The organism is Mesorhizobium sp. CC13, from assembly GCF_039907765.1.
In the GTDB taxonomy this organism is placed as follows: Bacteria; Pseudomonadota; Alphaproteobacteria; order Rhizobiales; family Rhizobiaceae; genus Aminobacter.
Window position 1 is genome coordinate 223458 of the sequence record NZ_JARDJI010000004.1, and the last position, 26722, is coordinate 250179.

The following is a 26722-nucleotide window of genomic DNA, read 5'->3' on the forward strand; positions in this document are numbered from 1 at the left end:
CCATTAACCATGGCGATTTACGAGTTGCTAAGCACGGCGCCCATGCGCCTGCGGGGCATTGGTGGCGATGGAACGGGTCTTGCCGGAGCGAATAGGACGGCCGAACGGTGCGCGCATATGCGCCTTGCTGGCGACGGCAAGCGTGGCGGCCGTGGCGTGCCTGCTCCCCGCCCAGGCCCAGGAAGCCGGCCTGCGCGGCGCGGTCAGCGAAACCCAGGTCAGGGATGCGCTGATGTGGCGCAAGCGCCCGGCGGTCCAGCCGGTCGCAGCTGCCCAGGACCAGAACCAGGACACATATCAGCCCGCGAGCCCCGGGGCCGTTCCCGACCAGCCGGCCGGCGAGGCGGCCGACATCTTCAGCGAGCCGCCGAACGCCGACCAAACCTCCGCCTCGACCTATGCCCTGCCCCCGACCACGGCCCGGCAGCGCGCCGAAGAGGCCCGCAGGCGCCTCGCCGCGGGCACGGCGGCACGCCCCTCCCAGCAGAGCGGACCGGAGGCGCCGACGGAGCCGGACGGCGAGTTGACCACCGGCGCGGTGCGCCAGGGCACGGTCGATTCGGAATTTGCCCCGGCGAGCGGCTCGGAGGCACGCCGCCAGACGGCGATCGAGGGACGCTACGTGCCGCGCGACGACTATCCGTTCGCGGCACCCGGCATCCGCGTCGGCAGCTTCGTGCTGCGGCCCAGCCTGGAACAGGGCGTGACGGCGACGTCGAACGCCGATTCGAGCGCCAACGGCAAGTCGGCGGTGCTTTCCGAAACCGCGCTTCGCCTCAACGCCGTCTCCGACTGGGAGCGCCACTCGGCGACGATCGACGCCTACGGCACCTTCCGCAAATCCGTCTCCGGGCAGGAACTCGAGGAGGCCACGGGCGGCATCGACGGGCGGCTCGAACTCGACCTGACCGACGGTTTCCGCGCCATCGGCACGCTCGGCTACAATGTCAGGCCGGAATCGGCGACGTCGCCGGTGGTGATCGAGGACACTGTCTCGCGGCCCCTGCGGCGCACGCTCGACGGTAGCCTGGGTCTGGAAAAGGACGTTGGCAAGGTTCGGCTTGCCGCCACCGGTGAAGTGACCAACGAGCGCTTCGACGACGCCGAACTGTCCGGCGGGGGCACGCTGTCGCAGGAAGACCGGAATTCCACGCTCTATACCGGCCGCCTGCGCGCCGGCTACGAGATTTCGCCGGCCCTCGTGCCCTTCGGCGAGGTCGAGTTCGGCCGCCGCGTCTACGACCTCAGGTTCGACACGGCCGGCTTCGAGCGCTCGTCGAACCGCGTCGGCGCGCGCGCCGGCGTCGAGATCGACATGGGCGAGAAATTCGGCGGCGAGGTCTCGGCGGGCTGGATCGCCGAGGACTTCGACGACGACCGCCTGGACACGATTTCCGCAGCCACGCTCGCGGCCGATCTCCGCTGGTCGCCGATCCGCGGCACCATCGTCAGCCTCACCGGCACGACCGTGGTGGAAGGCTCGACGACGCCGGGGCAGAGCGGCTCGGTGCTCTATTCCGGGCGCCTCGCGGTCGAACGCCAGATGCGGGCCAACCTCACCGGCTTTGCCGCGGTCGGCACCGGCTGGCGCGACTATGCCGGATCGGACGACCGCGAGCTGACGCTCACCGCAGAAGCCGGGCTGACCTGGTGGCTCAACCGCTACGCCGGCCTGACCGGCCGGTTGAGACACGAAGCGCTCGACAGCACGCTCGCCGGCCGCGACAGCAGCACCAACAGCGTGTTCGTCGGGCTGAGGGTCCAGCGCTAGGGCTTCCCGCCGTCCGACATCGTCGAGACCGCGGCCTTCAGCACGTCCTCGCCCGCACCGGAATAGACCTCGCTCATGATAAGATCAGCGAGCGGCAGGCGGCTTGCCCAGCCATGCCGCTCCAGGTCGGGCCGCGCCGCGAACTCCGACACGCGGCCGACGCACAGATAGGCCACCGGCGTGACGTGCTCGGGAATGCCGAGCAGCCTTTTCAGCGCCTCGCGGTCGAGGATGCTGACCCATCCGACGCCGATGCCTTCGGCGCGCGCCGCCAGCCAGAAGTTCTGCACCGCGCAGACCGTGCTGTAGAGGTCCATCTCGGGATTGTGCCAGCGCCCGAGCGGCGAATGCCGCGACCGGCTGCGGTCGCAGGTCACGACCAGGTTGAGCGGCGTTTCCGAGATGCCTTCGAGCTTGAGCTTGCGGTAGAGCGCCTGCCGCTCCTCGGCGATATGCGGCAATTCCTCGCCGCGCGCGGCGAGGAAGAGGTCGCGCACCTGCTCCCTGCGGCCCGGGTCGCGGATGACGATGAAATTCCACGGCTGCATGAAGCCGACCGAGGGCGCGTGGTGCGCCGCCATCAACAGGCGCGCCAGCAGGGCGTCCTCGATCGGATCGGGCAGGAAATGGCTTCGCACGTCGCGGCGCGTGAAGATGGCGCGGTACACGGCATCCTGCGCTGCCGCATCGAAACAGCCCGTATCGGCATGGGTATGGTCGGCCGGCATCGCGTGTCCCCTGGCGAGCATATCGGTTTCCGCCGCCTGACCATGCGGTGGACGATTTCTGCCGGGCCGGTCTTCTGGCTCGAGTTCAGCCCGCCTTCGGCGCCTTCCCGTCCTGCGGACAGTGGCTTTTGCCGATGCGGTCCCTCTTACAGCGTTGGGCACGCCACGGATTTGCACCGTGTTCCCGATTCTCCCGCATCGCTGCGGGCACCTGGCAGGACATGTCTACTCGGCACTGATGCCGAAAACCACCGCGCCGCGCGTCCAATTCTGACGCGCGGGCGACATTGGGAAGGTCAGCGAGCCGGCTTCATCTCGCCGAGCAGGCTTTCGATGACGCCCGCCATGCGCTCGTTGATATCGGCCCGCGACAGCGCGAAGGCGACGTTGGCCTCGACGAAGCCCTCCGGCGAACCGCAGTCGAAGGTGCGGCCGCGATAGTGGTAGCCGAAGAAGGACTGCTGCTTCTCGAGCTTGAGCATCGCGTCGGTGAGCTGGATCTCGTCGCCGGCGCCGCGCTCCTGGTTGGCCAGGATGCCGAAGATCTCCGGCTGCAGGATGTAGCGGCCGTTGATGAACAGGTTCGACGGCGCCGTGCCGGGCTTCGGCTTCTCCACCATGCCGTCGATGCGGAAGCCGGTATGGACGGTTTCGCCCTTGCCGACGATGCCGTATTTGTGCGCCTCGGCGGGGTCGCATTCCTGCACGGCGATGATGTTGCTGCCGGTCTCGTTGTAGAGCTCGACCATCTCGCGCATGCAGCTCTTCTCGGACTGCATGATCATGTCGGGCAGAAGCAGCGCGAACGGCTCGTTGCCGACGAGCTCGCGCGCGCACCAGACCGCGTGGCCGAGGCCGAGCGGCACCTGCTGGCGGGTGAACGAGGTCTGGCCCGGCGCCGGCTGCAGGCGCTGCAGCCTTTCGAGCTGTTCGCCCTTGCCGCGCTGGGCGAGCGTGTCGTAGAGCTCGAACTGGACGTCGAAATGGTCCTCGATGACCGCCTTGTTGCGGCCGGTGACGAAGATGAAGTGCTCGATGCCTGCTTCGCGCGCCTCGTCGACGACGTACTGGATCACCGGCTTGTCGACGACGGTCAGCATTTCCTTCGGAATCGACTTGGTGGCGGGCAGGAAGCGCGTGCCCAGACCTGCGACAGGAAATACTGCCTTGCGAACTCGTTTCATGGGTGTTCGTCCGATGGTTGCATGTACCGGGCGTGGACACTGTCACGCCCCAATTGATGAATACTGAATGCGTTCACATATTCGGGGACGGCGGGCAAGACCAGCGATCACGCGAACTTGATCGAGTTGACTGGCCCTGGACAATTCGGCAGGCGGCTTTTCGTTCCCCCGGAGGACTATGGTAAACTGATTGATAACCGGCTTCGGCGATGAATCGACTTTCTGATCTCTCCAAGGAGGAAAGAATGCCTCTTCGCAAGACCGCCCGGGCCCTCGCCAGCGCCGCCGCAATCGCCGGTATCTCATTCGCGCTTTTGCTGCCTGCCGGTCCCGCCGCCGCCGAGCCGGGATTCCAGCGCTGGGTGGCGAGCTTCCGTTCGGTCGCGGCCGACAACGGCATTTCCGGTTCGACCTACGACCGCGCCTTCCGCGGCATCACCTCCGCCGATGCCGAAGTGCTGGAAAAGGCGCGCTTCCAGCCCGAATTCACCGCCCCTGTCTGGGACTATTTCGACAACCGCGTGCATGACCAGTCGATCGCCACCGGCCGCGAGATGGCGCGCAAGTGGAAGCCCTGGCTCGACCGCATCGAGGCCGCCTACGGCGTCGACCGCTACGTGCTGTTGGCCATCTGGTCGATGGAATCCAACTATGGCGAGATCCTCAAGAACGACAAGGTGATGCGCAACGTGGTGCGCTCGCTGGCGACGCTTGCCTATGGCGACCAGCGCCGCGCCAAATACGCCCGCACCCAGCTCATCGCCGCCCTCAAGATCCTGCAGCGCGGCGACATCAAGGAAAGCAACCTGATGGGCTCCTGGGCGGGCGCCATGGGCCATACCCAGTTCATCCCGACCAGCTACCAGGCCTATGCGGTCGACGCCGACGGCAACGGCCGCCGCGACATCTGGAATTCGGTGCCCGACGCGCTCGCCACCGCCGCCAACCTGCTCAAGAAGAACGGCTGGCAGGCCGGCAGGACCTGGGGCTACGAGGTGGTGCTGCCCGAGGGCCGCAAGTTCCCCAGCGGTTCGGCGACGCTGGACAAGTGGGCCTCGCTCGGCGTCGAGCGCGCCAACGGCAAGGCGTTCAGGCGCGGCTCGGATGTCGCGACGCTGAAGGTGCCGGACGGCCGCCAGGGGCCGGCCTTCCTGATGACCAAGAACTTCCAGGTGATCAAGCGCTACAACAACGCCGATAAATACGCCCTCGCGGTCGGCCTGCTTGCCGACGAGATCGCCGGATATGGCGGGCTGGTGCAGGACTGGAGCCGCCCGTTCACCAAGCTGTCCTTCGCCGAAAAGCAGGAACTGCAGCAGCGGCTGTCGGAGAGCGGCTATTACGACGGCAAGGCCGACGGCAAGATCGGCGAAGGCTCGCGCTCGGCCATCAAGGCGTTCCAGGCGCAGCTGGGCTTGACGCAGGACGGCCATCCGAGCATGGAAGTGCTCAAGAAGCTGCGGCAGAATTAGCCAGCGGAGGTTGTGCTTGGCATCGACGCGTCGCCCGAACACCATCGTTCTGCGCCTGACGATGCCTGCGGTCGCGGTGGCGGTCGCGCTGACCGCCATGACCGCGCCCTCCCCGGCCTTCGCCCAGGAGGGCATATTGCGGCGCTGGTCGCTGCGTGACCTTTTCCTGCCGCGCCGCGAGCCGCGCATCGACCCCTACATCTACGAGGAACCGCAGGTCAGGCCTCGGAAAACCATCCGCAAGGCGCCGCGCAAGCCCAAGGCGGCTGCAGTGAGCAAGCCGGCCGAACCGGCCGTGCCGGTGGTGGAGAAGCTGCCCGACGCGCGTGTCGTGCTGGTGATCGGCGACTTCCTCGGCGCCGGCATCGCCGAGGGGCTGAGCACCGTCTTCGCCGAGAACGCCAAGATCCGCATCGTCGACAAGACCAGCGGTTCGTCCGGCTTCGTCCGCGACGACTACTACAACTGGCCGGAGAAAGCCCAGGAGCTGATCGCCCAGGAGAAGCCGGCCGTCGTCGTGGTCATGCTCGGCTCCAACGACCGCCAGCAGATGCGGGTCGGCGAAAACCGCGAACCGGCGATGAGCCCGGCCTGGATGAAGGAATACACGGCGCGCGCCGAGCAGTTCGCAAAGACGCTGAGCGACACCAAGGTACCGTTCCTCTGGATCGGCATGCCGGCATTCAAGTCGTCGAAGATGAGCACCGACATGCTCGCCTTCAACGACATCTACAGGACCGTGACGGAAGCCTCCGGCAAGGAGTTCGTCGATGTCTGGGACGGTTTCGTCGACGAGAACGGCGCCTTCGTCACCTCCGGCCCCGACATCAACGGCCAGCCGGTGCGCCTGCGCTCGGACGACGGCATCAACGTCACCCGCGCCGGCAAGCGCAAGCTCGCCTTCTATGCCGAAAAGCCGCTGAACAAGCTTTTGGGCATTACCCCGCAGGGCACCGAGGTCGCGGTGCCGGCGAGCCTGCCGCAGGCAACGCCGGGCGAACTCAACGTGCCGGTCAACATCGACCGGACCGTGCCGGTGTCGCTCTCCGACCCCGAGCTCGACGGCGGCACGGAACTGATGGGCGGACAGGCGGCGGCCCCGGGCGATCCGAATTCGCCGGGCGGGAAGCTGGTGGTGCAGGGCGTCGCCCCGGCGGCACCGCCTGGCCGTGCCGACGATTTCTCCTGGCCGCCGAAGAAGCTGCCGGTATCGCCGGGCAGCGAGACGACGACCGCGATCAAGCGGTAACCGTCGTTCGGGGCTCGCCGAGAAGGTGTCCAGGCCAGACGAAGGCTCGAACCCTCATGGTGAGCCTGTCGAACCACGAGGGCGCCAGACTTTGCTTGCCCAAAAACCCGTGGTTCGACAGGCTCACCATGAGGGTTTTGGGGGAGCCCCGGGCTTCGTATCATAGACGTCAGCGGGCGAGCCTCGAAGGACGCGCCCGCGTCGTCGTCACCGCGGCAGCACCGTCGAGCCCATCAGCGCCGCGTCGATGGCATGCGCGGCCTGGCGGCCTTCGCGGATCGCCCAGACCACCAGCGACTGGCCGCGGCGCACGTCGCCGGCGACGTAGAGCTTGTCGATGTTGGTCCTGTAGTCCTGCTCGTTGGCCGCGACGTTGGACGAGCGGCGCGCGTCGGTGGTGATCTCGAGCTTGCCTTCGAGCTCCTTGGTGACGCCGCCGGCGATCGGGCCGGCGAAGCCGATGGCGATGAAGGCGAGGTCGGCGCGGATGACGAAATCCGTGCCCGGGATCGGCTTGCGCTTCTCGTCGACCTCGCAGCACTTCACGCCGGTCAGCTGGCCTTCCTCGCCGATGAACTCGAGCGTCGCCACCTGGAACTCGCGTTGCGCGCCCTCGGCCTGCGACGACGAGGTGCGCATCTTGGTCGCCCAGTAGGGCCAGACGGAGAGCTTGTTCTCCTTCTCCGGCGGCTGCGGGCGGATGTCGAGCTGGGTGACGCGCACCGCCCCCTGGCGGAACGCCGTGCCGACGCAGTCGGAAGCGGTGTCGCCGCCGCCGACGACGACGACGTGCTGGCCGCCGGCGACGATCGGCTCGGACGGCCAGGCGACCGACTGGATGTCCTCGCCGCCGAGGCGCTTGTTCTGCTGCACGAGGTAGGGCATCGCGTCGTGCACGCCCTCGAGGTCGGCGCCGGGAATGCCCGCGGGGCGCGGGGTTTCCGAACCGCCGGTGTAGAGCACGGCGTCGAACTCGGCCAAGAGCTCGGACACCTTCTTGTCGACGCCGACATTCACGCCGCAGTGGAAGGTCACGCCCTCGCCCGCCATCTGCTCGACGCGGCGGTCGATAAAGTGCTTCTCCATCTTGAAGTCCGGGATGCCGAAGCGCAGCAGGCCGCCGGGACGGCTCTCGCGCTCGTAGACATGGACCTCGTGGCCGGCGCGGCCGAGCTGCTGGGCAGCCGCCATGCCCGCCGGGCCGGAACCGATGATGGCCACCTTCTTGCCGGTCTTCTTTTCCGGCGGATAGGGACGGATGTAGCCGCCCTCATAGGCCTTGTCGGCGATCGCCTGCTCGACGGTCTTGATGGCGACCGGGATGTCCTCGAGGTTCAGCGTGCAGGCTTCCTCGCAGGGCGCGGGGCAGATGCGGCCGGTGAACTCCGGGAAGTTGTTGGTCGAATGCAGGTTGCGGATCGCGCTGTCCCAGTCGCCGTTGTAGACCAGATCGTTCCAGTCCGGGATCTGGTTGTGGACCGGGCAGCCCGTCGGCCCGTGGCAGAACGGGATGCCGCAATCCATGCAGCGCGCCGCCTGCTTTTCCACTTCCTTGTCCGACATCGGCAGCGTGAATTCGCGGAAATGCCGGATGCGGTCGGAAGCCGGCTGGTACTTGTGCACCTGCCGGTCGATCTCGAGAAAACCTGTAACCTTGCCCATCGTAACTCTCGTCGGTCGTGCCCGGCGTCTCGGCGCGGGCGTAGAATTCCACCACTTCAAATGAAGCATGCGATGGCGGGCGCCCGCAGGCACCCCGCCGGCCGGATGGTCGCGGCTATTCGGCCGCGACGTTCATCCTCATGCGCTCCATCTCGATCAGCGCGCGGCGGTATTCCACCGGCATGACCTTGCGGAATTTGGGTCGGTAGCTCGCCCAGTCGTCCAGGATTTGCTTGGCGCGGGTCGAACCGGTGTAGTGCATGTGGTTCGAAATCAGCTGCACCAGGCGCTCCTCGTCGTGGCGGGTCATGTCGCCCGACACGTCGACGCGGCCCTTGTGGGCGATGTCGCCGCCGTGATGGTGCAGCTTCTCCAGCATGTCGTCCTCTTCGGGGACCGGCTCGAGCTCGACCATCGCCATGTTGCAGCGTTCGGCGAAATCGCCCTCCTCGTCGAGCACGTAGGCGACGCCGCCCGACATGCCCGCCGCGAAGTTGCGGCCGGTCTTGCCGATGACCACCACGACGCCGCCCGTCATGTACTCGCAGCCGTGGTCGCCCACGCCCTCGACGACGGTGACCGCACCCGAGTTGCGCACGGCGAAGCGTTCGCCGGCCACGCCGCGGAAGTAGCACTCGCCCTCGATGGCGCCGTAGAGCACGGTGTTGCCGACGATGATCGAATCCTCGGCGACGATCTTGCTGCCCTCGGGCGGGCGGATGACGATGCGGCCGCCCGACAGGCCCTTGGCGACATAGTCGTTGCCGTCGCCGACCAGCTCGAAGGTCACGCCCCGCGTCAGGAAGGCGCCGAAGGACTGGCCGGCGGTGCCGGTCAGCTTCACCGAGATGGTGTCCTCGCGCAGGCCCTTGTGCTTGAAGCGCTTGGCCACCTCGCCCGACAGCATCGCACCGGCGGAGCGGTCGACGTTGCGGATGGTCGTCTCGATCTTCACCGGCTGGCGCGCTTCGAGTGCCGACTTCGCTTCCGCGATCAGCTTGCGGTCGAGCACGTCGTCGATCGGGTGCTTCTGGCGTTCGGTCCAGTGCGTCGCCGAAGCAGGCGCATCCGGCTTGTAGAACACCTTGGAGAAGTCCAGCCCGCGCGACTTCCAGTGGTTGATCAGCTCGCGCTTCTCCAGGAGGTCGCTGTTGCCGATGATCTGGTCGAGATGGGTGTAGCCCATGCTGGCCAGCAGCTCGCGCACCTCCTCCGCCACGTAGAAGAAGTAGTTGATGACGTGCTCGGGCGTGCCCTTGAAGCGCTTGCGCAGCACCGGGTCCTGGGTGGCGACGCCAACCGGGCAGGTGTTGAGATGGCACTTGCGCATCATGATGCAGCCCGCCGCGATCAGCGGCGCGGTCGAGAAGCCGAACTCGTCGGCGCCCAAGAGCGCGCCGATGACGACGTCGCGGCCCGTGCGCAGGCCGCCGTCGACCTGGAGCGCGACGCGCGAACGCAGGCCGTTCAGCACCAGCGTCTGGTGCGTCTCGGCGAGGCCCATCTCCCACGGGCTGCCGGCATGCTTGAGCGAGGTGAGCGGCGAAGCGCCCGTGCCGCCGTCGTAGCCGGAGATCGTGATGTGGTCGGCGCGCGCCTTGGCGACACCGGCCGCGACCGTGCCGACGCCCACTTCCGACACCAGCTTGACCGACACGTCGGCCGCCGGGTTGACGTTCTTCAGGTCGTAGATCAGCTGTGCCAGATCTTCGATCGAATAGATGTCATGGTGCGGCGGCGGCGAGATCAGGCCCACGCCCTGCGTCGAGTGGCGGGTCTTGGCGATCGTCGCGTCGACCTTGTGGCCGGGCAGCTGGCCGCCCTCGCCGGGCTTGGCGCCCTGCGCCACCTTGATCTGCATCATGTCGGAGTTGACCAGGTACTCGGTCGTGACCCCGAAGCGGCCCGAGGCCACCTGCTTGATCGCCGAACGCTCCGGGTTCGCCGAACCGTCGGGCAGCGGCAGGTAGCGGTCCGGCTCCTCGCCGCCCTCGCCCGTGTTCGACTTGCCGCCGATCCGGTTCATGGCGACGGCCAGCGTCGAATGCGCCTCGCGGCTGATCGAACCGAAGGACATGGCACCGGTCGAGAAGCGCTTGACGATCTCGGCCGCCGGCATCACGTCGTCGATCGAGACCGGCTTGCGGCCGCCCTCTTCCGCCGACCTGATGTGGAACATGCCGCGAATCTGCTGGGCACGTGCCGTCTCGCTGTCGATCTGGGCGGAGAACTCCTTGAAGGTCGACCACGAGCCCTGGCGCACGGCGTGCTGCAGCGAGGCGACCGCGTCCGGCGTCCACATATGGGCTTCGCCGCGCATGCGGTACATGTACTCGCCGCCGACGTCGAGCGCGTTGCGCAGCACCGGGTCCTCGCCGAAGGCCGAGGTATGGCGCGCCACGGTCTCGCCCGAGACCTCGTCCAGGCCGACGCCCTCGATGTTGGTCGCGGTCCCCGTGAAGTACTTCTCGACGAAATCGGTCTTCAGGCCGATGGCGTCGAAGATCTGGGCGCCGCAGTAGGACTGGTAGGTCGAGATGCCCATCTTGGACATGACCTTGAGGATGCCCTTGCCGATCGACTTGATGTAGCGGCCGACGACTTCGGAGCCGTCGATTTCCGGCGGGAACTCGCCGCGCTTGTGCATGTCGGTCAGCGTGTCGAACGCCAGATACGGGTTGATCGCCTCGGCGCCGTAGCCGGCCAGGCAGCAGAAATGGTGCACCTCGCGCGGCTCGCCCGATTCCACGACCAGGCCGACCGAGGTGCGCAGGCCCTTGCGGACCAGGTGATGGTGCACGGCGGCCGTCGCCAGAAGCGACGGGATGGCGATGCGATCCGGGCCGAGCTGGCGGTCGGACAGGATGATGATGTTGTAGCGGCCGGCAACCGCTGCTTCCGCACGTTCGCACAGGCGCTCGATCGCACCCTGCATGCCGGCAGCGCCCTCGCTGGCGGCATAGGTGACGTCGATCGTCTTGGTGTCGAAGCTCTCCTCGGTGTGGCCGATGGAGCGGATCTTCTCCAGGTCGGCGTTGGTGAGGATCGGCTGGCGTGCCTCGAGCCGCTTGCGCCTGGAGGTGCCGACGAGGTCGAGGATGTTCGGACGCGGGCCGATGAACGACACCAGGCTCATCACCAGCTCCTCGCGGATCGGATCGATCGGCGGGTTGGTAACCTGGGCGAAGTTCTGCTTGAAGTAGGTGTAGAGCAGCTTCGACTTGTCCGACATCGCCGAGATCGGCGTGTCGGTGCCCATCGAGCCCACCGCTTCCTGGCCCGTCGTCGCCATCGGCGACATCAGCAGCTTGGTGTCTTCCTGCGTGTAGCCGAAGGCCTGCTGGCGATCGAGCAGCGACACGTCCTTGCGCAGCGCGCGCGGCTCGACCGGCTTCAGCTCCTCGAGGATCAGCTGGGTGTTCGCCAGCCACTTCTTGTAGGGGTGCTTGGCGGCGATCTCGGACTTGATCTCCTCGTCCGAGATGATGCGGCCCTCGACCAGGTCGATCAGCAGCATCTTGCCCGGCTGCAGGCGCCACTTCCTGACGATGCTCTTCTCGTCGACCGGCAGCACGCCGGCTTCAGAGGCCAGGATCACCCGGTCGTCGTCGGTGACGATGTAGCGGGCCGGACGCAGTCCGTTGCGGTCGAGCGTGGCACCGATCTGGCGGCCGTCGGTGAAGCACACCGCCGCCGGGCCGTCCCACGGCTCCATCAGCGCCGCATGGTACTCGTAGAAGGCCTTGCGGTCGGCATCCATCGACTTGTTGCCGGCCCAGGCTTCCGGGATCAGCATCATCATGGCGTGCGCCAGCTTGTAGCCGCCCTGGAACAGGAACTCGAGCGCGTTGTCGAAGCAGGCCGTGTCCGACTGGCCCTCATAGGAGATCGGCCAGAGCTTGGAGATGTTGTTGCCGAACAGCTCGCTGTCGACCGACGCCTGGCGGGCCGCCATCCAGTTGTTGTTGCCGCGCACCGTGTTGATCTCGCCGTTATGGGCGACCATGCGGTAGGGATGCGCCAGCTTCCACGACGGGAAGGTGTTGGTCGAGAAGCGCTGGTGGACCAGGATCAGCGCCGTCTCGAAGCGCGGATCGCCGAGGTCCCTGTAATAGGCGCCGACCTGGTTGGCCAGGAACATGCCCTTGTAGACGATGGTGCGCGCCGACAGCGACACGCAATAGGCGCCGACGTCCTTGTTGTTGTTCTCGGCATAGATGCGGCCGGAGATCACCTTGCGCAGCAGATAGAGGCGGGCCTCGTATTCCTCGTCGTCCTCGATGTCGGGCGTGCGGCCGATGAACACCTGGCGGTGGTAAGGCTCGGCGGCCACGATCTCGGGCGCCTTGGACAGCGAGGCGTTGTCGACCGGCACGTCGCGGAAGCCGATCAGCGGCAAGCCTTCCGACTGCGCCGACTCGCGGATGATCTCGTCGATATGGTCGCGCATCGCCGCATCCTGCGGCATGAACCAGTGGCCGACGCCGTACTGGCCGGGCGCCGGCAGCTCGATGCCCTGCTTGGCCATCTCCTCGCGGAAGAAGGTATCGGGGATCTGCACCAGCACGCCGGCGCCGTCGCCGACCAGCGGGTCGGCGCCCACCGCGCCGCGATGCGTCAGGTTCTCGAGCATGAAGAGCCCGTCCTTGACGATCTGGTGCGACTTGATGCCCTTCATCTGGGCGATGAAGCCGACGCCGCAGGCGTCGTGCTCGTTGCGCGGATCGTAGAGGCCATGCGCTGCATAGCCGGTGGTGGTTCGGAGATGATCGGTTTTGTTGTTGGCCGCTTTCGTCTGCGCGGCCGGCACAAAACCCGTCGTCACAGATGGCGTCAACTCCGTCATCGTCTCTCTCTCCATTCCGGCCCGATCCGGGCATTTCGCTTTGGGACGGCTACGTGCCGGTCCGCTCACCTTTTGATATGCTTCGATATGCTTGCGGCGCAGTGCCGTTGGCCGGCACCGAACCGCCAGTCGGGGCGACAGAGCGGAAAGGCTCCGCTTCGGCCACTGACCCCTGCTCGCGGCGGCAGACGGACGTGGCGTCATCATACGCCAAATCCGTTCCGCTTTGGGCAGATAAATAAGACAGCACTACTGTCCTAAATTTCGTATGACAGAATTCTTGAATACGCACAAGACCGATTCACGAATTTTCCGCGCCGCCAGAGACAGAAAATTACAACGGACGCGCATGCCGCGTAATTTTTGAACACCCGGTCAAGTCCGCTTTTTCCGCTGCCACAATCGATTTCACCGCATCGGACTTGATGCAGGCGGTCAAATCCGCTCTAGCTCAGGACACTCTCCCAAAGCCAGGTTACGGACGGACGACATGTTTTTCGCATCTGACAACTGGGCCGGCGCCCACCCCAGGATCGCGGAAAGGCTCTCGGTGAGCGCTGCCGGCTTCAGCCGCGCCTATGGCGACGGCGACCTCGACCGCAAGGTGTACGAGCGCTTCAGCGAGGTCTTCGAGCGCGAGGTCGCGGTCTTCTTCGTGGCGACGGGCACTGCCGCCAACTCGCTTGCGCTGGCCGCCTACGGCAAGCCGGGCGGCATTTCCTTCGGCCACCGCGAGGCGCACATCATCGAGGACGAGTGCGGTGCGCCCGAGTTCCTCTCCGCCGGGTCGCGGCTCTTCCCGGTCGACGGCCCGCTCGGCCGCATGGATATCGGCAACCTCGAACGCGCCGTCGGCCGCTTCGCCTCGGAAAACGTCCATGGCGGACGCCCGGCGGCGATCTCGGTGACCCAGTCGACCGAGGTCGGAACCGTCTATGGCCTCGACGACATCTCGGCCATCTCGGCGATCGCCAAGCGCCACGGCGTGCCGCTGCACATGGACGGCGCCCGCTTCGCCAACGCACTGGTCTCGCTCGACGTTTCGCCCGCGGAGATGACGTGGAAGCGCGGCGTCGACATCGTCTCCTTCGGCGGCACCAAGAACGGCTGCTGGTGCGCCGAGGCGATCGTCATGTTCGACCTCGACCGCGCCATGGAAATGCACTTCCTGCGCAAGCGCTCGGCCCAGCTGTTCTCCAAGTCGCGCTTCATCTCGGCGCAGTTCGACGCCTATTTCGACGCCGGTCTGTGGCTGGAGACGGCCCGCCACGCCAATGCGATGGCGACCAGGCTGGCCGGCGTGCTCGACGGCTCGAAGGTGGCGCGCCTCGCCTGGCGCCCCGAGGCCAACGAGGTGTTCGCCATCATCGACAGGGCGGCCGCGGCAAGGGCGCTCGAAGCCGGTGCCGCCTTCTACGACTGGAATGTGCCGGCGACCCTCGCCGGCCAGGTCCGGGGCACCGAAGCGCTCTATCGCTTCGTCACCAGCTTCGCCACCACCACGGACGAGATCGGCCGCCTCGGCGAGTTGATTTCAGCACTACGTTGAATTCTCAACGCGTTCCGAAAATCGCAATATGAACTCAAAGAGATCCGCCCCGCTTATTGACACCGACCAATTGTCGACGGGGGCATTCTTCGGCCGATCAGAAAACGTTACGCGAACCTGCTTGAGCTCTCTCTCATCTCCCGAAAAATAAACACGCCGGTGCGAAAGTGAATTCCTGATGTGATAGCATAGTTCTCCAAGATTTTCACAAGATCCGATGCGAAAATCCCAAGCTGGCCAACCATTTCTCTGAAGTTCACTCAAATCAATCGCATCTATTTGACTAATTCCGCCTCGCTTTAAATGTTCGTACGGGAAAATAAGTAGACCTAGCATCGAATTTATCAATTCTGTGACGACATGGACATCAGCGCCACGTTCCTTGGCCTGCATGACGAACAAGAGGTTCTTCCTTACTCGGCGGGCGAATCCCGAAATTGTGTTACGATCGATGTCCAATTGGCCCTCCCGTAAGCAGATACAATTTTGTCTCCAAACATATAACATTACCACGCAACGAAAAAGGCGGCGCCCGAAGGCGCCGCCTTTTCTCCTTGGGAGGATCGGTCCTTAGTTGACCGTGTTGGCCTCGATCTGCTTGGCCTGGGCCGGAGCAGCCGAGATCGCGATCTTGCGAGGCTTCAGCTCTTCCGGGATGGTCCGCTTGAGATCGATGTGGAGCAGGCCGTTCTTGAGGTTGGCGCCTACGACCTCGACATGGTCGGCAAGCTGGAAGCGGCGCTCGAAGGCGCGCGAGGCGATGCCGCGATAGAGCAGCTCCGAGCCTTCGCCGGTGCCTTCGTTGCCGCGCTCGCCCTTGACCGTCAGCACGTTGCGGTGGGCCTCGATCGAAATCTCGGTCTCCGAGAAGCCGGCAACGGCCATGCTGATGCGGTAGGCGTCCTCGCCGGTGCGCTCGATGTTGTAAGGCGGATAGCTGGTGCCGCCTTCCGGCTGGCCGAGGCCGTCAAGCATGTTGAACAGCCGGTCGAAGCCGACGGTCGAGCGGTGGAGCGAGGAAAAATCAACGTGACGCATGGGTGTTCTCCATTGAGCAACAAGGTTTGCGTTTGATCCGGGGCGGAACCCTTCTGGCGTTCCGGCGGTGGTTCAGCGGCCCCTTCTGGGCGCCGCAGAAGACATTTGGGGGTGGCCCGACGGCATTTCAAGTCGCCTCTGGAAGGTCCTCGCCGCCCGCTTGATGAACCGCAGATGAACCGCGCCTTCGGCCTCCGTTCAGGCCCGGCCCCGTAAGGTGTTGCCAAGTTCAGAGACAGGCGGCGCCAGCCGCCAGCGAGGCCGAACCGGGTGTAACGTCCCTTCCTCCCGGATCGACAGAGGCCGGAGGCATCCCGCAAGCTGCCTCCGGCCTCGTACGTTCGCCGACGGCGGCCTTCGCGGAATTCCTTTGATTTTCGGCCCCACCCTTTCTATCACCCTCAGTTGTGGCCGGATCCCCGGCAGCCAATCCCGAGCCGAATCGCCTGATGACGGACCAGTTCCACGAGATCCCCGGCAATCCTGTTCCGGAGCGGGCCAGGAGCGGCAGTTTCGCCGCCCATGACGGCAAGCGCTTGCGCTATGCGCTGCTTCCGGCGACCTCGCATCCGTTCAAGGGCACGGTGGTGCTGCTGCCGGGCCGCAACGAGTGCGTCGAGAAATATTTCGAGACCGCCCGCGACCTTTCGGTTCGCGGTCTCGCCACCGCCACCTTCGACTGGCGCGGCCAGGGCGCCTCGGAGCGGCTGCTCAAGGACGCCCATCGCGGCTACGTCAGGAGCTTCGACCATTATGTGCGCGATCTCGAGGCCTTCTTCGAGCAGATCGTGCTGCCCGATTGCCGCGGCCCCTATTTCCTGATCGCCCATTCCAGCGGGGCGCTCGTCGCCCTGCTGTCGGCCCCCTCGATGGTCAACCGCATCCAGCGCATGGTGCTGATAGCGCCGTTCCTCGAGGTCGTCGGCGTGCCGCTGTCGATGAAGGCGATCGCCCGCATCGGCACCGTGCTGCGCTGCCTGGGCCTCGGCCGCCTCTACGCCGCCTGGGGGCCGCGGTCGCGCCAGGGAACGCCGTTCGAGACCAACAAGCTGACCAGCGACCAGCGTCGCTACCGCCGCAACCAGCTGCTCTACGAGACCTATCCCGAGCTTGCGGTCGGCGGGCCGACAATCTCCTGGCTCACCGAGGCGGCCAAGGCGTCGCAGGCGGTCCGCGACCCTGCCTTCATGGCAGCGCTCAAGGTGCCGATGCTGGTCGTCACCGCCGGTGCCGACGAGGTCGTGTCGAGGGCCGCGGCAGAGGATTTCGCCGCCCGCGCCCGGCTCGCCTCGCTGCTCACCATCGACGGCGCCCGCCACGAGATCCTGCAGGAAGCCGACATCTATCGCGAGCAGCTGCTGGCCGCGATCGACGCCTTTGTTCCAGGCACTCCGACGGCGGTCGACTGATACCGGCGAAACGGCGCCCGGAAGGCCGGTCTACCCGGCCAGCACCGCCAGCGCCGCCCTGTGCAGCTCGGGCGTCGCAGCGGCAATGACGTCGCCGCCGTTCTCCGCCGGCCCGCCCTCGAAGGTGGTGACGATGCCGCCGGCCTGCTCGATGATCGGGATCAGCGCGACGATGTCGTAGGGCTTGAGGCCGGGGTCGACGACGATGTCGACCTGGCCCGCGGCGACCATGGCGAAGGCGTAGCAATCGGTTCCGTAGCGTGCGAGCCGCACCCTGGCCTCGAGGTCGTCGTAGCGCTTGCGCATCTCCCCGCGGAACAGCGCCGGCGTGGTGGTGAAGATGGTCGCTTCCGACAGCGACGTCGTCTTGCGCACCGCAAGCCGGCGCGGCCCGCCCGGCCCCTCATAGTGCGCACCCTTGCCGTCGGCATAGAACAGCTCGCCGGTGAAGGGCTGCGACATCATGCCGGCGACCGCGTCGCCGTCGACCGTCAGCCCGACCAGCGTGCCCCACACCGGCAGCCCGGAGATGAAGGCGCGCGTGCCGTCGATCGGGTCGATGACCCAGACATGGCTGTTCCCGGTGTTCTCGCCGCCGTGCTCCTCGCCCAGTATGCCATGGTCGGGGAACTCGGCGTTGATCAGCGCGCGGATGGCGCGCTCGGCCTCCTGGTCGGCCTCGGTCACCGGATCGAAGCCGCCGGCGAGCTTGTTGGCCACCGCGCCCTGCTGGCGGAAGCGCGGCAGGGTCTGCGCGGCTGCGGCACTTGCGATCCGTCGCATGAACTCGGCGTCGACCATCATTCACCCCATGTCTGACCGTTGCGTGGATGCCACGCCGCCCGGTCAGCGGCAATAGCCACATCAACTTGAACTAAAAAAGCCCAAAGCGCCTTGACTTTTGTGCAGCGCACAATAATCTGATCCTCGGACAGGGCGACCTGTCCATGCCCTCCTTGGGCGTTTCCTCCCTAGACTTCGACCGCTCTCCGGAGCGGTCTTTTTTTAGCCGCCGGCGGCCATCCCTACTCCGCAGCGAGCGGCAGGTCGAGGAAATGGTGGTCCGGAACAGCCATCAAATCCGCCGAAAACCGCGCCAGATCGTCGAGAAGCGCGTCGAAGCCGGCCGACTTCTCCAGCGTCCGCTCGTCCATGTAGAGCCCGCGATTGATCTCGATCTGCAAGGCGTGGAGGTTGCGCGCCGGCCGGCCGTAATGCTCGGTGATGAAGCCGCCGGCATAGGGTTTATTGTGCGCCACGGTATAGCCCATTGCCGCCAGCAGGCCGATGGCCCGCTCGGTGAGCGCCGGCGCGGCCGACGTGCCGAATCGGTCGCCGACGATGAAGTCCGGCCGCACGCCATTGTCGCCGACACGCACGGAAGCGGGCATCGAATGGCAGTCGACGAGCACCGCATAGCCGAAGCGGGCGTGCGTGCGGGTGACCAGCCGCTTCAGCGTCTCGTGATAGGGCTTGTAGACGCATTCGATGCGGCCGACCGCCTCCGACAGCGGCAGCCGGCCCGGATAGATGTCGAGCCCCTCGCCCACCAGCTTCGGCACGGTGCCGAGCCCGCCCGCGACGCGGGCCGAGCGGATGTTGGCGAAGGGCGGCACCGGCTCGGCGAACATGCGCGGGTCGAGTTCCCACGGTTCGCGATTGACGTCGAGATAGGCGCGCGGGAAATGCGCCGTCAGCATCGGCGCGCCGAGCATCACCGCGGTGCCGAAGAGCTCGTCGACGTAGCAGTCCTCCGAGCGCCGGATGGCGCTGGCGTCGAGCCTCGTCATGGCCAGGAAGCGTTTGGGATAGCAGCGCCCGCTGTGCGGCGAATTGAACACGAAGGGCACGCGCTGCTCGGCACTCGTCCTCACTTCGAACGGTGGCAGCACCGAGAAATCTTCGGCTGGGGTCATCGGTTCTGATGGACCTGCAGGATACGCTCACTCATCGCTGGAAGGTGCCATCTGCGCGCGCCGGTGTCCAGCATGTCGCCGCCTGGAAAAGCCGTGGAAGCGGGCCTCGCGGCGTCACGTTTCGGGCGCGGCATTCACTTGATGTTTACCGTCCGGAACTCATATAGAAGATGGTTAACGAAGCCCCTTTGGGGGGCGGCTTCGACCGCTGATTCGGACGGGATACTGATGGCACGCATTCTTCTGGCAGAAGACGACGACGACATGCGCCGCTTCCTGGTCAAGGCGCTGGAGCGCGCCGGCTACCAGGTGAGCGACTTCGACAATGGCGCGAGCGCTTACGAGCGGCTGCGCGAGGAACCTTTTTCGCTGCTTCTGACGGACATCGTCATGCCGGAGATGGACGGCATCGAGCTCGCCCGCCGCGCCACCGAGATCGATCCCGACCTCAAGGTGATGTTCATCACCGGCTTCGCGGCGGTGGCGCTCAACCCCGATTCGAAGGCGCCGCGCGACGCCAAGGTGCTTTCCAAGCCATTCCACCTGCGCGATCTCGTCAACGAGGTCGAGAAGATGCTGCACGCCGCCTGAGGCGTGTGGCGAAGCAGAAGATTCGCCCCCAAGAGGGGCATTTCGGTTTGCCGGCACCATACCGGGTCTTTCGCGCCCCGCTGGCTGCACGGGGCGGCCGCGGTTTCCCCAGCGTCTTCGGGGGTTTTGACAAAAGGCGCAAAAATCCACCACCGGCGCTATTGACGCGCCGGATCAAAAGTGGTGTATCCGCCGCGTCGGATGGGCGTGTAGCTCAGCGGGAGAGCACTACGTTGACATCGTAGGGGTCACAGGTTCAATCCCTGTCACGCCCACCATCCGAACTCCCTGTTATCGCAAGACAAAACCGGGCAAAGAAACTTCCGCCCGGGTAGGTGCGCCGCCAGGCACGCGCCTGTCGCGCGGTGCTATGCCGCGCGATAGTCCGGCGCGCTCGCCAGATAGGCCGCGTAGGCGTCGGCATTCGGCGGCGCGAAGTTTTCGGCCAATGGGTTGCGCCGTCTCTTGCTTGCACCGATGTCGGCCAGCAGCTCGTCAAAATGCTTGAAATGATAGGGCGCGACGCACAGGCCGCCATAGACGCCCGCCGCCGGCCTCTCGCTGCGCTTCCAGTGCAGCATCATCTCGATGTTGTCGGCCATCTCCTGGCGCGTCGGCTGGCGTCCCAGCTTGCCGTCCGCATAGCGCACCAGCCAGTTGGCGGCGAGCTCGGCGCTCAGCACCGTGCAGAACGACGAGTTGAAGCCGACGAAGCCCATGTCGGGCAGGTCGGGATTGGCGATGACCCGGTAGAGCCGGTATTGCCCGTCCGGCTCGACCAGCTTGCGCTGGTACTCGTCCGGCAGGAACGGCACGCCGGATTTCCAGCCGACGGCAAGGATGGCCATGTCGGCCGACACGCGTTCCCCGCCCGACAGCAGCACGGTGCCCCGTTCGTAGCCTGAGATCGTTCCCTTGATCGCCTTGATGCGCCCATCCGCCACCATGTCGAAGAAACCCGGCGTGACGATCGGGACCGAGCAGTTGATGGTGGTTTCGATCGGCTTCGTCGGCCTGAGCCCGGTCTTCTTCAGCTTGAGCTGGACCGAGAGCAGGCTTTCCAGCGCCCGCCAGTTGGCCCAGACCAGCGGCTTGGCGAGAGCGTGCGCGAGCCGCGCCACAAGCGGCTGGTTCCAGCTCGGGAACATCACCTCCTGGGCGCGGACATAGAGGATGCGCTTGAAGTTGATCAGGCCGCCGATGAAGTACGGAATGCGCCAGACCGGTTCGAGATAGACGATGGTGACCCCGGCGGCACCCGAATTGACCGCGTTGACGGCGATGTCGGTGGCGGATTTCGAGAAGCCGAGCACGACCACGCGCTTGCCCTTAACGGTCGCGGGATCGTTGTATTCCGAGGAATGCAGCACCTGGCCGCCGGCCGCGGTGAAATCGTCCTGGCCCGGATGCACCAGCTCGCGCTTTTCGCTGAAATTGCCGGTGCAGACCGCAACGAAGTCGAAGTCCTCGCTCGCCGTCTGTCCGTCGCCGGCGGCGAGCCCGACGCTCCAGCCCTTCGCCCCTTCGCGCCGCCGCATGGACACGACCTTGGTGCCGTAGCGGATCAGCGGCACGAGCCCGTTCCGCTCGGCATAGCTCTTCAGATAAGCGTGGACCTGCGTGCCCTTCGGCCATTCCGGATAGTCGTCCGGCATCGGCATGGAGGTGTAGCGATAGAGATCCTTCGGGCTTTGCGTCTGCACGTCGGGATAGGAGCGCGACGGCTCCCACACGCCGCCCAGATCCGTGCCGCGCTCGACGACGTGCACCTCGTGGCCACGTTGCTTGAAGGCGTTCGCGGCCGCGAGCCCGCTCACGCCCGCGCCAACGACGCAGACTTTCTTCTTCTCGACCATTTTGCTTTCCTCCAGGACGCAAGTTCGCCCGCGCACGCGACGAGGTCGCGTGCGCCGTGGCGGGCGGCGGTCTCTGATCCGGTGGCTAGGCGTTCGCCTCGGGCGGCAGGAACTCGACCTCGTGCTGGGCCGAGATCTTCACCACTTCGGCCGGGTCGGCGAGGTTGTCGAGCTTGTTGAACAGCTCTTCCAGCATGCGCGCCGGCGACACCCAGAACAGCGCCCTTGCCGGCTTGTCCGACTTGTTGAAGTAGCCGTGCGGGATGCCGCGCGGCATGCGCACCAGGTCGCCGGCCCTGGCCTTCACCCATTCGCCGTCGAGCTTGAGATCGAGCTCGCCTTCCTGCACGAGGATGAACTCTTCCTGGGTCGGATGGATGTGCACGGGCACGAACTGGCCCGGCTCGCTGTTGGTCTCGAAGGCGAAGGTGGAATCGCACACCGCCTTCGGGAAATAGACCTGCCCGAGGATGTTCCATGTCTTGCCGGCATGGCCGTCGCCCTTGCGGGTGATGCCCTTGGCGAGTTCCTTGCTCATCGAATGCTCCCTCTGTTCGAAGGGCCTACCAGACGCGACCCTTTCATTTGTTCCGCGCCGAAGATTGCTGCAGACGTCGCCGAGGCACTAGCCGGAATGCGCGACGACTATCCAGAAAACGCAAAAATGCTGCGGGGCGCGGGCACCGCCACGCATTTTCATTGGCAGCCGGAGGATCGATGCTAGTCTCACCGATGCCGATGGAGGAGGCGTCCGGTCGGATGGTACCGCTTTCAAACCATGTCTTGTTTCAGTCGAGCGATCTCGATTACGCGAGGGAGCGCGTCGCCCAGAAATTCTGCGATCACCGGCTGGACATCATCGGTGATCGAAGCGCGTTTCGCGTCACGCACAATTACGTGCCCGGCGAGATGATCTCGCTCAACTACATCAGCTACGGCGCCGACGTGCTGATCGACCCGGGCGAACTCGGCGACTTCTACCTGATCCAGATGCCGATCGCCGGCACGGCGACCATCCGCAACGGCACGCGTGAATTCCTGACCAACCGCAACGTCGCTTCCGTCCTCAACGCCGACCTGGCGACCAGGATGAAGTGGTGGCAGGGCTGCGCCCAGTTGCACATCCAGGTGCGCAAGGCGCCGCTGCATGCCCTTGCCATGCGCCTGCTCGACCGCGACATCCCCGGACCGCTGATCTTCGACCCGCTGATCGATTTTTCCCGGCCCGAGATGCAGGCATGGCGGCGCTTGGCGAACTCGCTCTTCCACGCCGCCGACATGAAGGCGCCCTCGCCCGCTGCGGGCATCCGGCAGGCGATGCACGAGCAGCACCTCCTGGAGCTGTTCCTGCGCAGCCAGCCCAACAATATGAGCCTGTTCTTCGACGACCGCAGGCAAGGTGCGGCGCCCCGCCACCTCAAGCGCGCCGAGGAGTTCATCCGCGCCAACGTCGCCTCGTCCATCGGGCTGCTCGAGATCGCCGAGGCCGCCGGCGTGGCGCCCAGGACGCTGCAACTGGCCTACAGGAATGCCTTCGGCTTCTCGCCGATGCGCGCGCTGACCCGGGAACGCATGCGCCGCGCCCGTTTCGACCTGGTGGCGAGCGATGCCACCGTCACCGACGTCGCGCTCAAATGGGGCTTCACCCATTTCGGCCGCTTCGCCGCCGAATACCGGCATGAATTCGGCGAGCTTCCCCGCGAGACGCGGCGAACGCGCCACGACTTCGGCCACGCCCGGCCGGAAATGGGCTGACTGCCTCACTCGACCCGGTCGATGTCCCGCCGCAGGACGATCAGCGTCGTCAGGTCGTCGACGCTCGGATGGGTGGCGATGACGTCGCGCAGCGTGTTCAGCCTGTCGATGGAGGGCACCTCGACCTCGACGATGAGGTCGAGCTGGCCCGACACCGAGGAGACGCGCCGCACCTCCGAATGCCGCGCCAGCTGGTCGAGCACGCCGATGGCCGGAGTGCGGGCCAATGTCACCATCAGGAAGGCCGACACCAGCCCCTGGTCCATCTGGCCGATATCGGCGCGATAGCCGCGGATGACGCCGCTCTTTTCCAGCATCGCCACTCGCTCGGTGGTGGCACTTCGCGACAGCCCGATGCGCGCCGCAAGCGCCTTCATCGGGATGCGCGCCTCCTTCGACAGGATGCCGAGAATGTCCCTGTCCCTGGCGTCGAGTTCCTTCATCGTCCGCTTCCGTCGGTCGCCGTGAATGTGCCGGTCGATGCACGCGAAGTGCCGGTGTAACCGTCACATTGCCGGATGCCCGATTTTTGCGCCCGTGCCAAGCTTCGGCATCAGAAAATCCGGAATGCCGATGACCGACGTAAACCACCCCGCGCCGCAATTCTCCCGCGAAGAGGCCGCGGCACTCGCCGCCGGCCATTTCGGCATCGGCGGCGTCGCCACCCCGCTCGCCAGCGAGCGCGATCAGAATTTCCGCCTGATGTCGGCCGAGGGCGACTGGATCTTCAAGATCGTCAATGCCTCCGAGCCGCGCCAGGAAAGCGCGTTCCAGGTGGCGCTGCTCGATCACCTGGCAAGCACGAGCCCGAGCCTCGGCGCCCCTCGCCTCAAGCGCAACCGCGACGGAGCCTGGCTCGCCCGCACGGCGGCGGCCGGCGGGGGCGAGCACGCGCTGCGCCTGGTCTCCTGGCTGCCCGGCCTGCCACTGGCCGAAGTTGACCGCACGCCGCAGGTGCTCGCCGGTCTCGGCGCGGCCCTCGGCAAGCTCGACCGCGCCCTGCAGGGTTTCATCCACCCCGGCGCGCTGAGAAGCTTCGACTGGGACATCCGCCAGGCCGGCGCCGCCCGCGACCGCCTTGCCCATATCACCGACGCCAGCGACCGTGCCCTGCTCGAACGTTTCCTCGACCGCTTCGACGCCGACGTCGCGCCGAAGCTTCCGGCCCTGCGCGCCCAGGTCATCCACAACGACGCCAACGACTGGAACGTGCTGGTCGACGAAAACGACCATACCCGCATCGCCGGCGTCATCGATTTCGGCGATGCGCTGCACTCGCCCCTGATCGCCGAGGTGGCGGTCGCCTGTGCCTATTCCATCCTCGACGTCGAGGACCCGATCGGCGCCGCAGCCGCACTCGCCGCCGGCTTCCATGCCGAATATCCGCTGCGCGAGGATGAGATCGACCTGCTGTTCGACCTCATCGCCATGCGCCTGGTCATCTCCGTGTCGCTGTCGGCGGTGCGCAAGGCGCAGGTCGGCGACAATCCCTATCTCGCCATTTCCGAGGCGCCCGCCTGGCGCTTGCTGCGTCGCCTCGACGCAATGAACCGACGCTTTGCCACCGCGATCCTGCGCCATGCCTGCGGCTTCGACGCGGCGCCGGGTGCCAAGGCCGTCACCGCCTGGATCGCGGCCAACCGCAAGAGCTTCGCACCGGTGCTCGACCAGCATCCCGCAACGCTCGCCAAGGCGCTGGTGCCCTATGGCGATCCGGCCCATCCGATGACGGTCACCTCGGCCGGCCGAGAGCCCGACAAGGCCACCGCCTGGTGGGACGCATGGTGCGCCGAGAACAACATAGCCCTCGGCATCGGCCCCTGGGGCGAGGCGCGCACCGTCTATACGTCGGACATCTTCTGGTCGCGCTTCGTCGAGGGTGCCCGCCGTATCCATCACCTCGGTCTCGACCTGTTCATGCCGGCGGCTACCCGGGTCTACACGCCGCTGGCCGCCACAGTGAAAAGCGTCGAGATCGAGGACGACCCGCTCGGCTACGGCTGCCTGATCGCGCTCGAGCACGCGCCCGAGGGCTGCCCGCCCTTCGTCACGCTCTGGGGCCACATGGCGCATGAGGCGATGGCGCGCCTCAAGCCGGGCGACAAGCTGGCCGCCGGCGCGCTCGTCGGGGAGATGGGCGCGCCCGCCGAGAACGGCGGCTGGGCGCCGCATCTGCATTTCCAGATTTCGACCGACCCCGATCTCGCCGCCCGCGACATCCTCGGCGTCGGCGAGGCGCGTTATCTCGACGTCTGGGCCGAACTGTTCCCGGATGCGGCGACGTTGGCCGGCATCCCGCCCGAGACCTTCCACCAGTCCGGCCGCACCCGGCCGGAGATCGTGGCGGCGCGGAAAACCTCGCTGCTGCCCAACCTGTCGATCTCCTATTCCGAGCCGATCAAATTCGTGCGCGGCGAGGGCGCCTGGCTGATCGATGACCGCGGCCGCGCCTATCTCGATTGCTTCAACAATGTCTGCCACCTCGGCCACGCCCACCCCGACGTCGTCGAGGCCATCGCCACCCAGGCGGCCAGGCTCAACACCAACACGCGCTACCTGCACGACGCCATCGTCACCTATGCCGAACGGCTGACCGCGACCTTGCCGGAGGGCCTGTCGGTCGCGTCCTTTGCCTGCTCGGGCAGCGAGGCCAATTCGCTGGCGCTGCGCATGTCGCGCACGCTCACCGGTCGCAATGACGCGCTGGTGCTCGACTGGGCCTATCACGGCACCACCCAGGAGCTGATCGACCTCAGCCCCTACAAATACAAGCGCAAGGGCGGCAAGGGCCGGCCGGCCCATGTCTTCGAGGCGGCCATCCCCGACAGCTACCGCGCACCAAGCGACTGGCCGGTCGAACAACATGCAAGGCGCTTCGCCGAAAGCATCGCCGAGCAGATAGAGACCATGCGCAGAGAGGGCCGCGCGCTGGCCTTCTTCATCGCCGAATCCATCCCCAGCGTCGCCGGCCAGGTTTTCCTCCCCGAGGGCTACCTCCGGGAAGTCTACGCCATGGTGCGTGCCGCCGGCGGCCTGTGCATCGCCGACGAGGTGCAAGTCGGCTTCGGCCGCGTCGGCAGCCACTGGTGGGCCTTCGAGACGCAGAGCGTGGTCCCCGACATCGTCACCATGGGCAAGCCCATCGGCAACGGCCACCCGATGTCGGCGCTGGTCACCACGCGCGACATCGCCGACCGCTTCAACAACGGCATGGAGTATTTCAACACCTTCGGCGGCAACCCGGTGTCCTGTGCCGCCGGCCTCGCCGTGCTCGATGTCATCGAGCGCGATCGCCTGCGCGACAACGCGGCCGCTGTCGGCGCCTATCTCGTCGAGCGTTTCCGCGACATGCAGAAACGCTACGAGGTCATCGGCGACGTCAGGGGCATGGGCCTGTTCCTCGGCATCGAGCTGGTCGCCGACCGCAATACCAGGGAGCCGGCCACGGCCTTCGCCCGCAGGGTCAATGACGGAGCCCGCGCCCGCGGCGTGCTCATCGGCACCGAGGGCCCGCACGACAACGTGCTCAAGATGCGCCCGCCGATGATCTTCAGTCGTGCCAATGCCGATCATCTCGTCGGCGTTCTCGAGGAGACCTTTGCCGCCGTGGAGGCCAGCGGCCAGTAAATACCGCGCGGTAAGCGCGGCTGCATTCGACACAAGCGACCAACAGCAACTTCCGGCGCCCGGCGCCGG

General features: G+C 66.3%; 19 protein-coding genes, 1 tRNA gene and 1 riboswitch. Of the genes, 9 read left to right on the forward strand and 11 right to left on the reverse strand.

The annotated features are described in order from the left end of the window. The first annotated feature begins 124 nt into the window (after positions 1-124). Positions 125-1771, forward strand: coding sequence for an outer membrane beta-barrel protein (locus PV773_RS08995; protein WP_347966023.1), 1647 nt, complete (start codon positions 125-127; stop codon positions 1769-1771). Here the strand turns inward: PV773_RS08995 and bluB are convergent. Together bluB and galU are read right to left on the reverse strand one after the other, a co-directional pair. After that, a complete protein-coding gene (bluB, locus tag PV773_RS09000; RefSeq protein WP_347966024.1) occupies positions 1768-2520 on the reverse strand; it encodes a 5,6-dimethylbenzimidazole synthase in 753 nt (250 codons plus the stop codon). The genes PV773_RS08995 and bluB overlap by 4 nt on opposite strands. 25 nt (positions 2521-2545) lie before the next feature. Next, a riboswitch (cobalamin riboswitch) is annotated at positions 2546-2729 on the reverse strand. A 66-nt stretch (positions 2730-2795) separates the two neighbouring features. Then, positions 2796-3683: a UTP--glucose-1-phosphate uridylyltransferase GalU gene (gene galU / locus PV773_RS09005; protein WP_347966025.1), complete on the reverse strand. Its 888-nt coding sequence runs from the start codon at positions 3681-3683 to the stop codon at positions 2796-2798. A 245-nt stretch (positions 3684-3928) separates the two neighbouring features. Between galU and PV773_RS09010 the strand changes: the two genes are divergently transcribed. Together PV773_RS09010 and PV773_RS09015 are read left to right on the forward strand one after the other, a co-directional pair. Continuing rightward, positions 3929-5155 carry a lytic murein transglycosylase gene (locus PV773_RS09010; RefSeq protein WP_347966026.1) on the forward strand — a complete coding sequence of 409 codons (1227 nt, stop codon included), beginning with the start codon at positions 3929-3931 and terminating at the stop codon, positions 5153-5155. Between the two features lie 16 nt (positions 5156-5171). Continuing rightward, positions 5172-6404, forward strand: a complete 1233-nt coding sequence (locus tag PV773_RS09015; RefSeq protein WP_347966027.1) for a DUF459 domain-containing protein — start codon at positions 5172-5174, stop codon at positions 6402-6404. 207 nt (positions 6405-6611) lie between these two features. Here PV773_RS09015 and PV773_RS09020 read toward each other — a convergent pair whose 3' ends face one another. Both PV773_RS09020 and gltB read right to left on the reverse strand, forming a co-directional pair. Beyond that, the gene (locus tag PV773_RS09020) at positions 6612-8066 is read right to left on the reverse strand and encodes a glutamate synthase subunit beta (protein ID WP_347966028.1); all 1455 of its coding nucleotides are present in this window, start codon (positions 8064-8066) and stop codon (positions 6612-6614) included. Positions 8067-8181: 115 nt separating this feature from the next. Then, the gene (gene gltB / locus PV773_RS09025; RefSeq protein WP_347966029.1) at positions 8182-12912 is read right to left on the reverse strand and encodes a glutamate synthase large subunit; all 4731 of its coding nucleotides are present in this window, start codon (positions 12910-12912) and stop codon (positions 8182-8184) included. Between the two features lie 490 nt (positions 12913-13402). Between gltB and PV773_RS09030 the strand changes: the two genes are divergently transcribed. Further along, positions 13403-14461: a low specificity L-threonine aldolase gene (locus PV773_RS09030; protein ID WP_347966030.1), complete on the forward strand. Its 1059-nt coding sequence runs from the start codon at positions 13403-13405 to the stop codon at positions 14459-14461. On the opposite strand, the gene PV773_RS09035 is transcribed toward PV773_RS09030, so the two are convergent. Further along, positions 14453-14920: a HEPN family nuclease gene (locus PV773_RS09035; protein WP_347966031.1), complete on the reverse strand. Its 468-nt coding sequence runs from the start codon at positions 14918-14920 to the stop codon at positions 14453-14455. The two genes, PV773_RS09030 and PV773_RS09035, sit on opposite strands and share 9 nt — an antisense overlap. A gap of 111 nt (positions 14921-15031) precedes the next feature. Beyond that, positions 15032-15499 (reverse strand): Hsp20 family protein, encoded by a 468-nt coding sequence (locus tag PV773_RS09040; RefSeq protein ID WP_347966032.1) that lies wholly within the window; start codon positions 15497-15499, stop codon positions 15032-15034. Positions 15500-15948: 449 nt separating this feature from the next. Between PV773_RS09040 and PV773_RS09045 the strand changes: the two genes are divergently transcribed. Further along, the gene (locus tag PV773_RS09045; RefSeq protein ID WP_347966033.1) at positions 15949-16908 is read left to right on the forward strand and encodes an alpha/beta hydrolase; all 960 of its coding nucleotides are present in this window, start codon (positions 15949-15951) and stop codon (positions 16906-16908) included. Positions 16909-16938: 30 nt separating this feature from the next. Here PV773_RS09045 and hisN read toward each other — a convergent pair whose 3' ends face one another. Together hisN and PV773_RS09055 are read right to left on the reverse strand one after the other, a co-directional pair. Further along, on the reverse strand, positions 16939-17712 hold the full coding sequence (hisN, locus tag PV773_RS09050; RefSeq protein ID WP_347966034.1) for a histidinol-phosphatase: 774 nt from the start codon (positions 17710-17712) through the stop codon (positions 16939-16941). Between the two features lie 221 nt (positions 17713-17933). Further along, the gene (locus tag PV773_RS09055) at positions 17934-18824 is read right to left on the reverse strand and encodes an N-formylglutamate amidohydrolase (RefSeq protein WP_347966035.1); all 891 of its coding nucleotides are present in this window, start codon (positions 18822-18824) and stop codon (positions 17934-17936) included. Positions 18825-19052: 228 nt separating this feature from the next. Here PV773_RS09055 and PV773_RS09060 point away from each other — a divergent pair, with 228 nt between their 5' ends. Together PV773_RS09060 and PV773_RS09065 are read left to right on the forward strand one after the other, a co-directional pair. After that, complete coding sequence (locus PV773_RS09060) at positions 19053-19415, forward strand: response regulator (RefSeq protein ID WP_018429348.1); 363 nt, start codon at positions 19053-19055, stop codon at positions 19413-19415. A gap of 203 nt (positions 19416-19618) precedes the next feature. Continuing rightward, a tRNA-Val gene (locus PV773_RS09065) sits at positions 19619-19693 on the forward strand. Positions 19694-19783: 90 nt separating this feature from the next. On the opposite strand, the gene PV773_RS09070 is transcribed toward PV773_RS09065, so the two are convergent. Beyond that, a complete protein-coding gene (locus tag PV773_RS09070; protein ID WP_347966036.1) occupies positions 19784-21271 on the reverse strand; it encodes an NAD(P)/FAD-dependent oxidoreductase in 1488 nt (495 codons plus the stop codon). A gap of 85 nt (positions 21272-21356) precedes the next feature. Next, positions 21357-21809 (reverse strand): cupin domain-containing protein, encoded by a 453-nt coding sequence (locus PV773_RS09075; protein WP_347966037.1) that lies wholly within the window; start codon positions 21807-21809, stop codon positions 21357-21359. Between the two features lie 221 nt (positions 21810-22030). On the opposite strand from PV773_RS09075, the gene PV773_RS09080 reads away from it, so the two are divergent. Next, positions 22031-23026, forward strand: a complete 996-nt coding sequence (locus PV773_RS09080; protein ID WP_347966038.1) for an AraC family transcriptional regulator — start codon at positions 22031-22033, stop codon at positions 23024-23026. Between the two features lie 5 nt (positions 23027-23031). On the opposite strand, the gene PV773_RS09085 is transcribed toward PV773_RS09080, so the two are convergent. After that, on the reverse strand, positions 23032-23469 hold the full coding sequence (locus tag PV773_RS09085; RefSeq protein ID WP_347966039.1) for an Lrp/AsnC family transcriptional regulator: 438 nt from the start codon (positions 23467-23469) through the stop codon (positions 23032-23034). 130 nt (positions 23470-23599) lie between these two features. On the opposite strand from PV773_RS09085, the gene PV773_RS09090 reads away from it, so the two are divergent. Continuing rightward, positions 23600-26653: an aminotransferase class III-fold pyridoxal phosphate-dependent enzyme gene (locus tag PV773_RS09090; RefSeq protein WP_347966040.1), complete on the forward strand. Its 3054-nt coding sequence runs from the start codon at positions 23600-23602 to the stop codon at positions 26651-26653. The last annotated feature ends 69 nt before the right edge of the window (positions 26654-26722 follow it).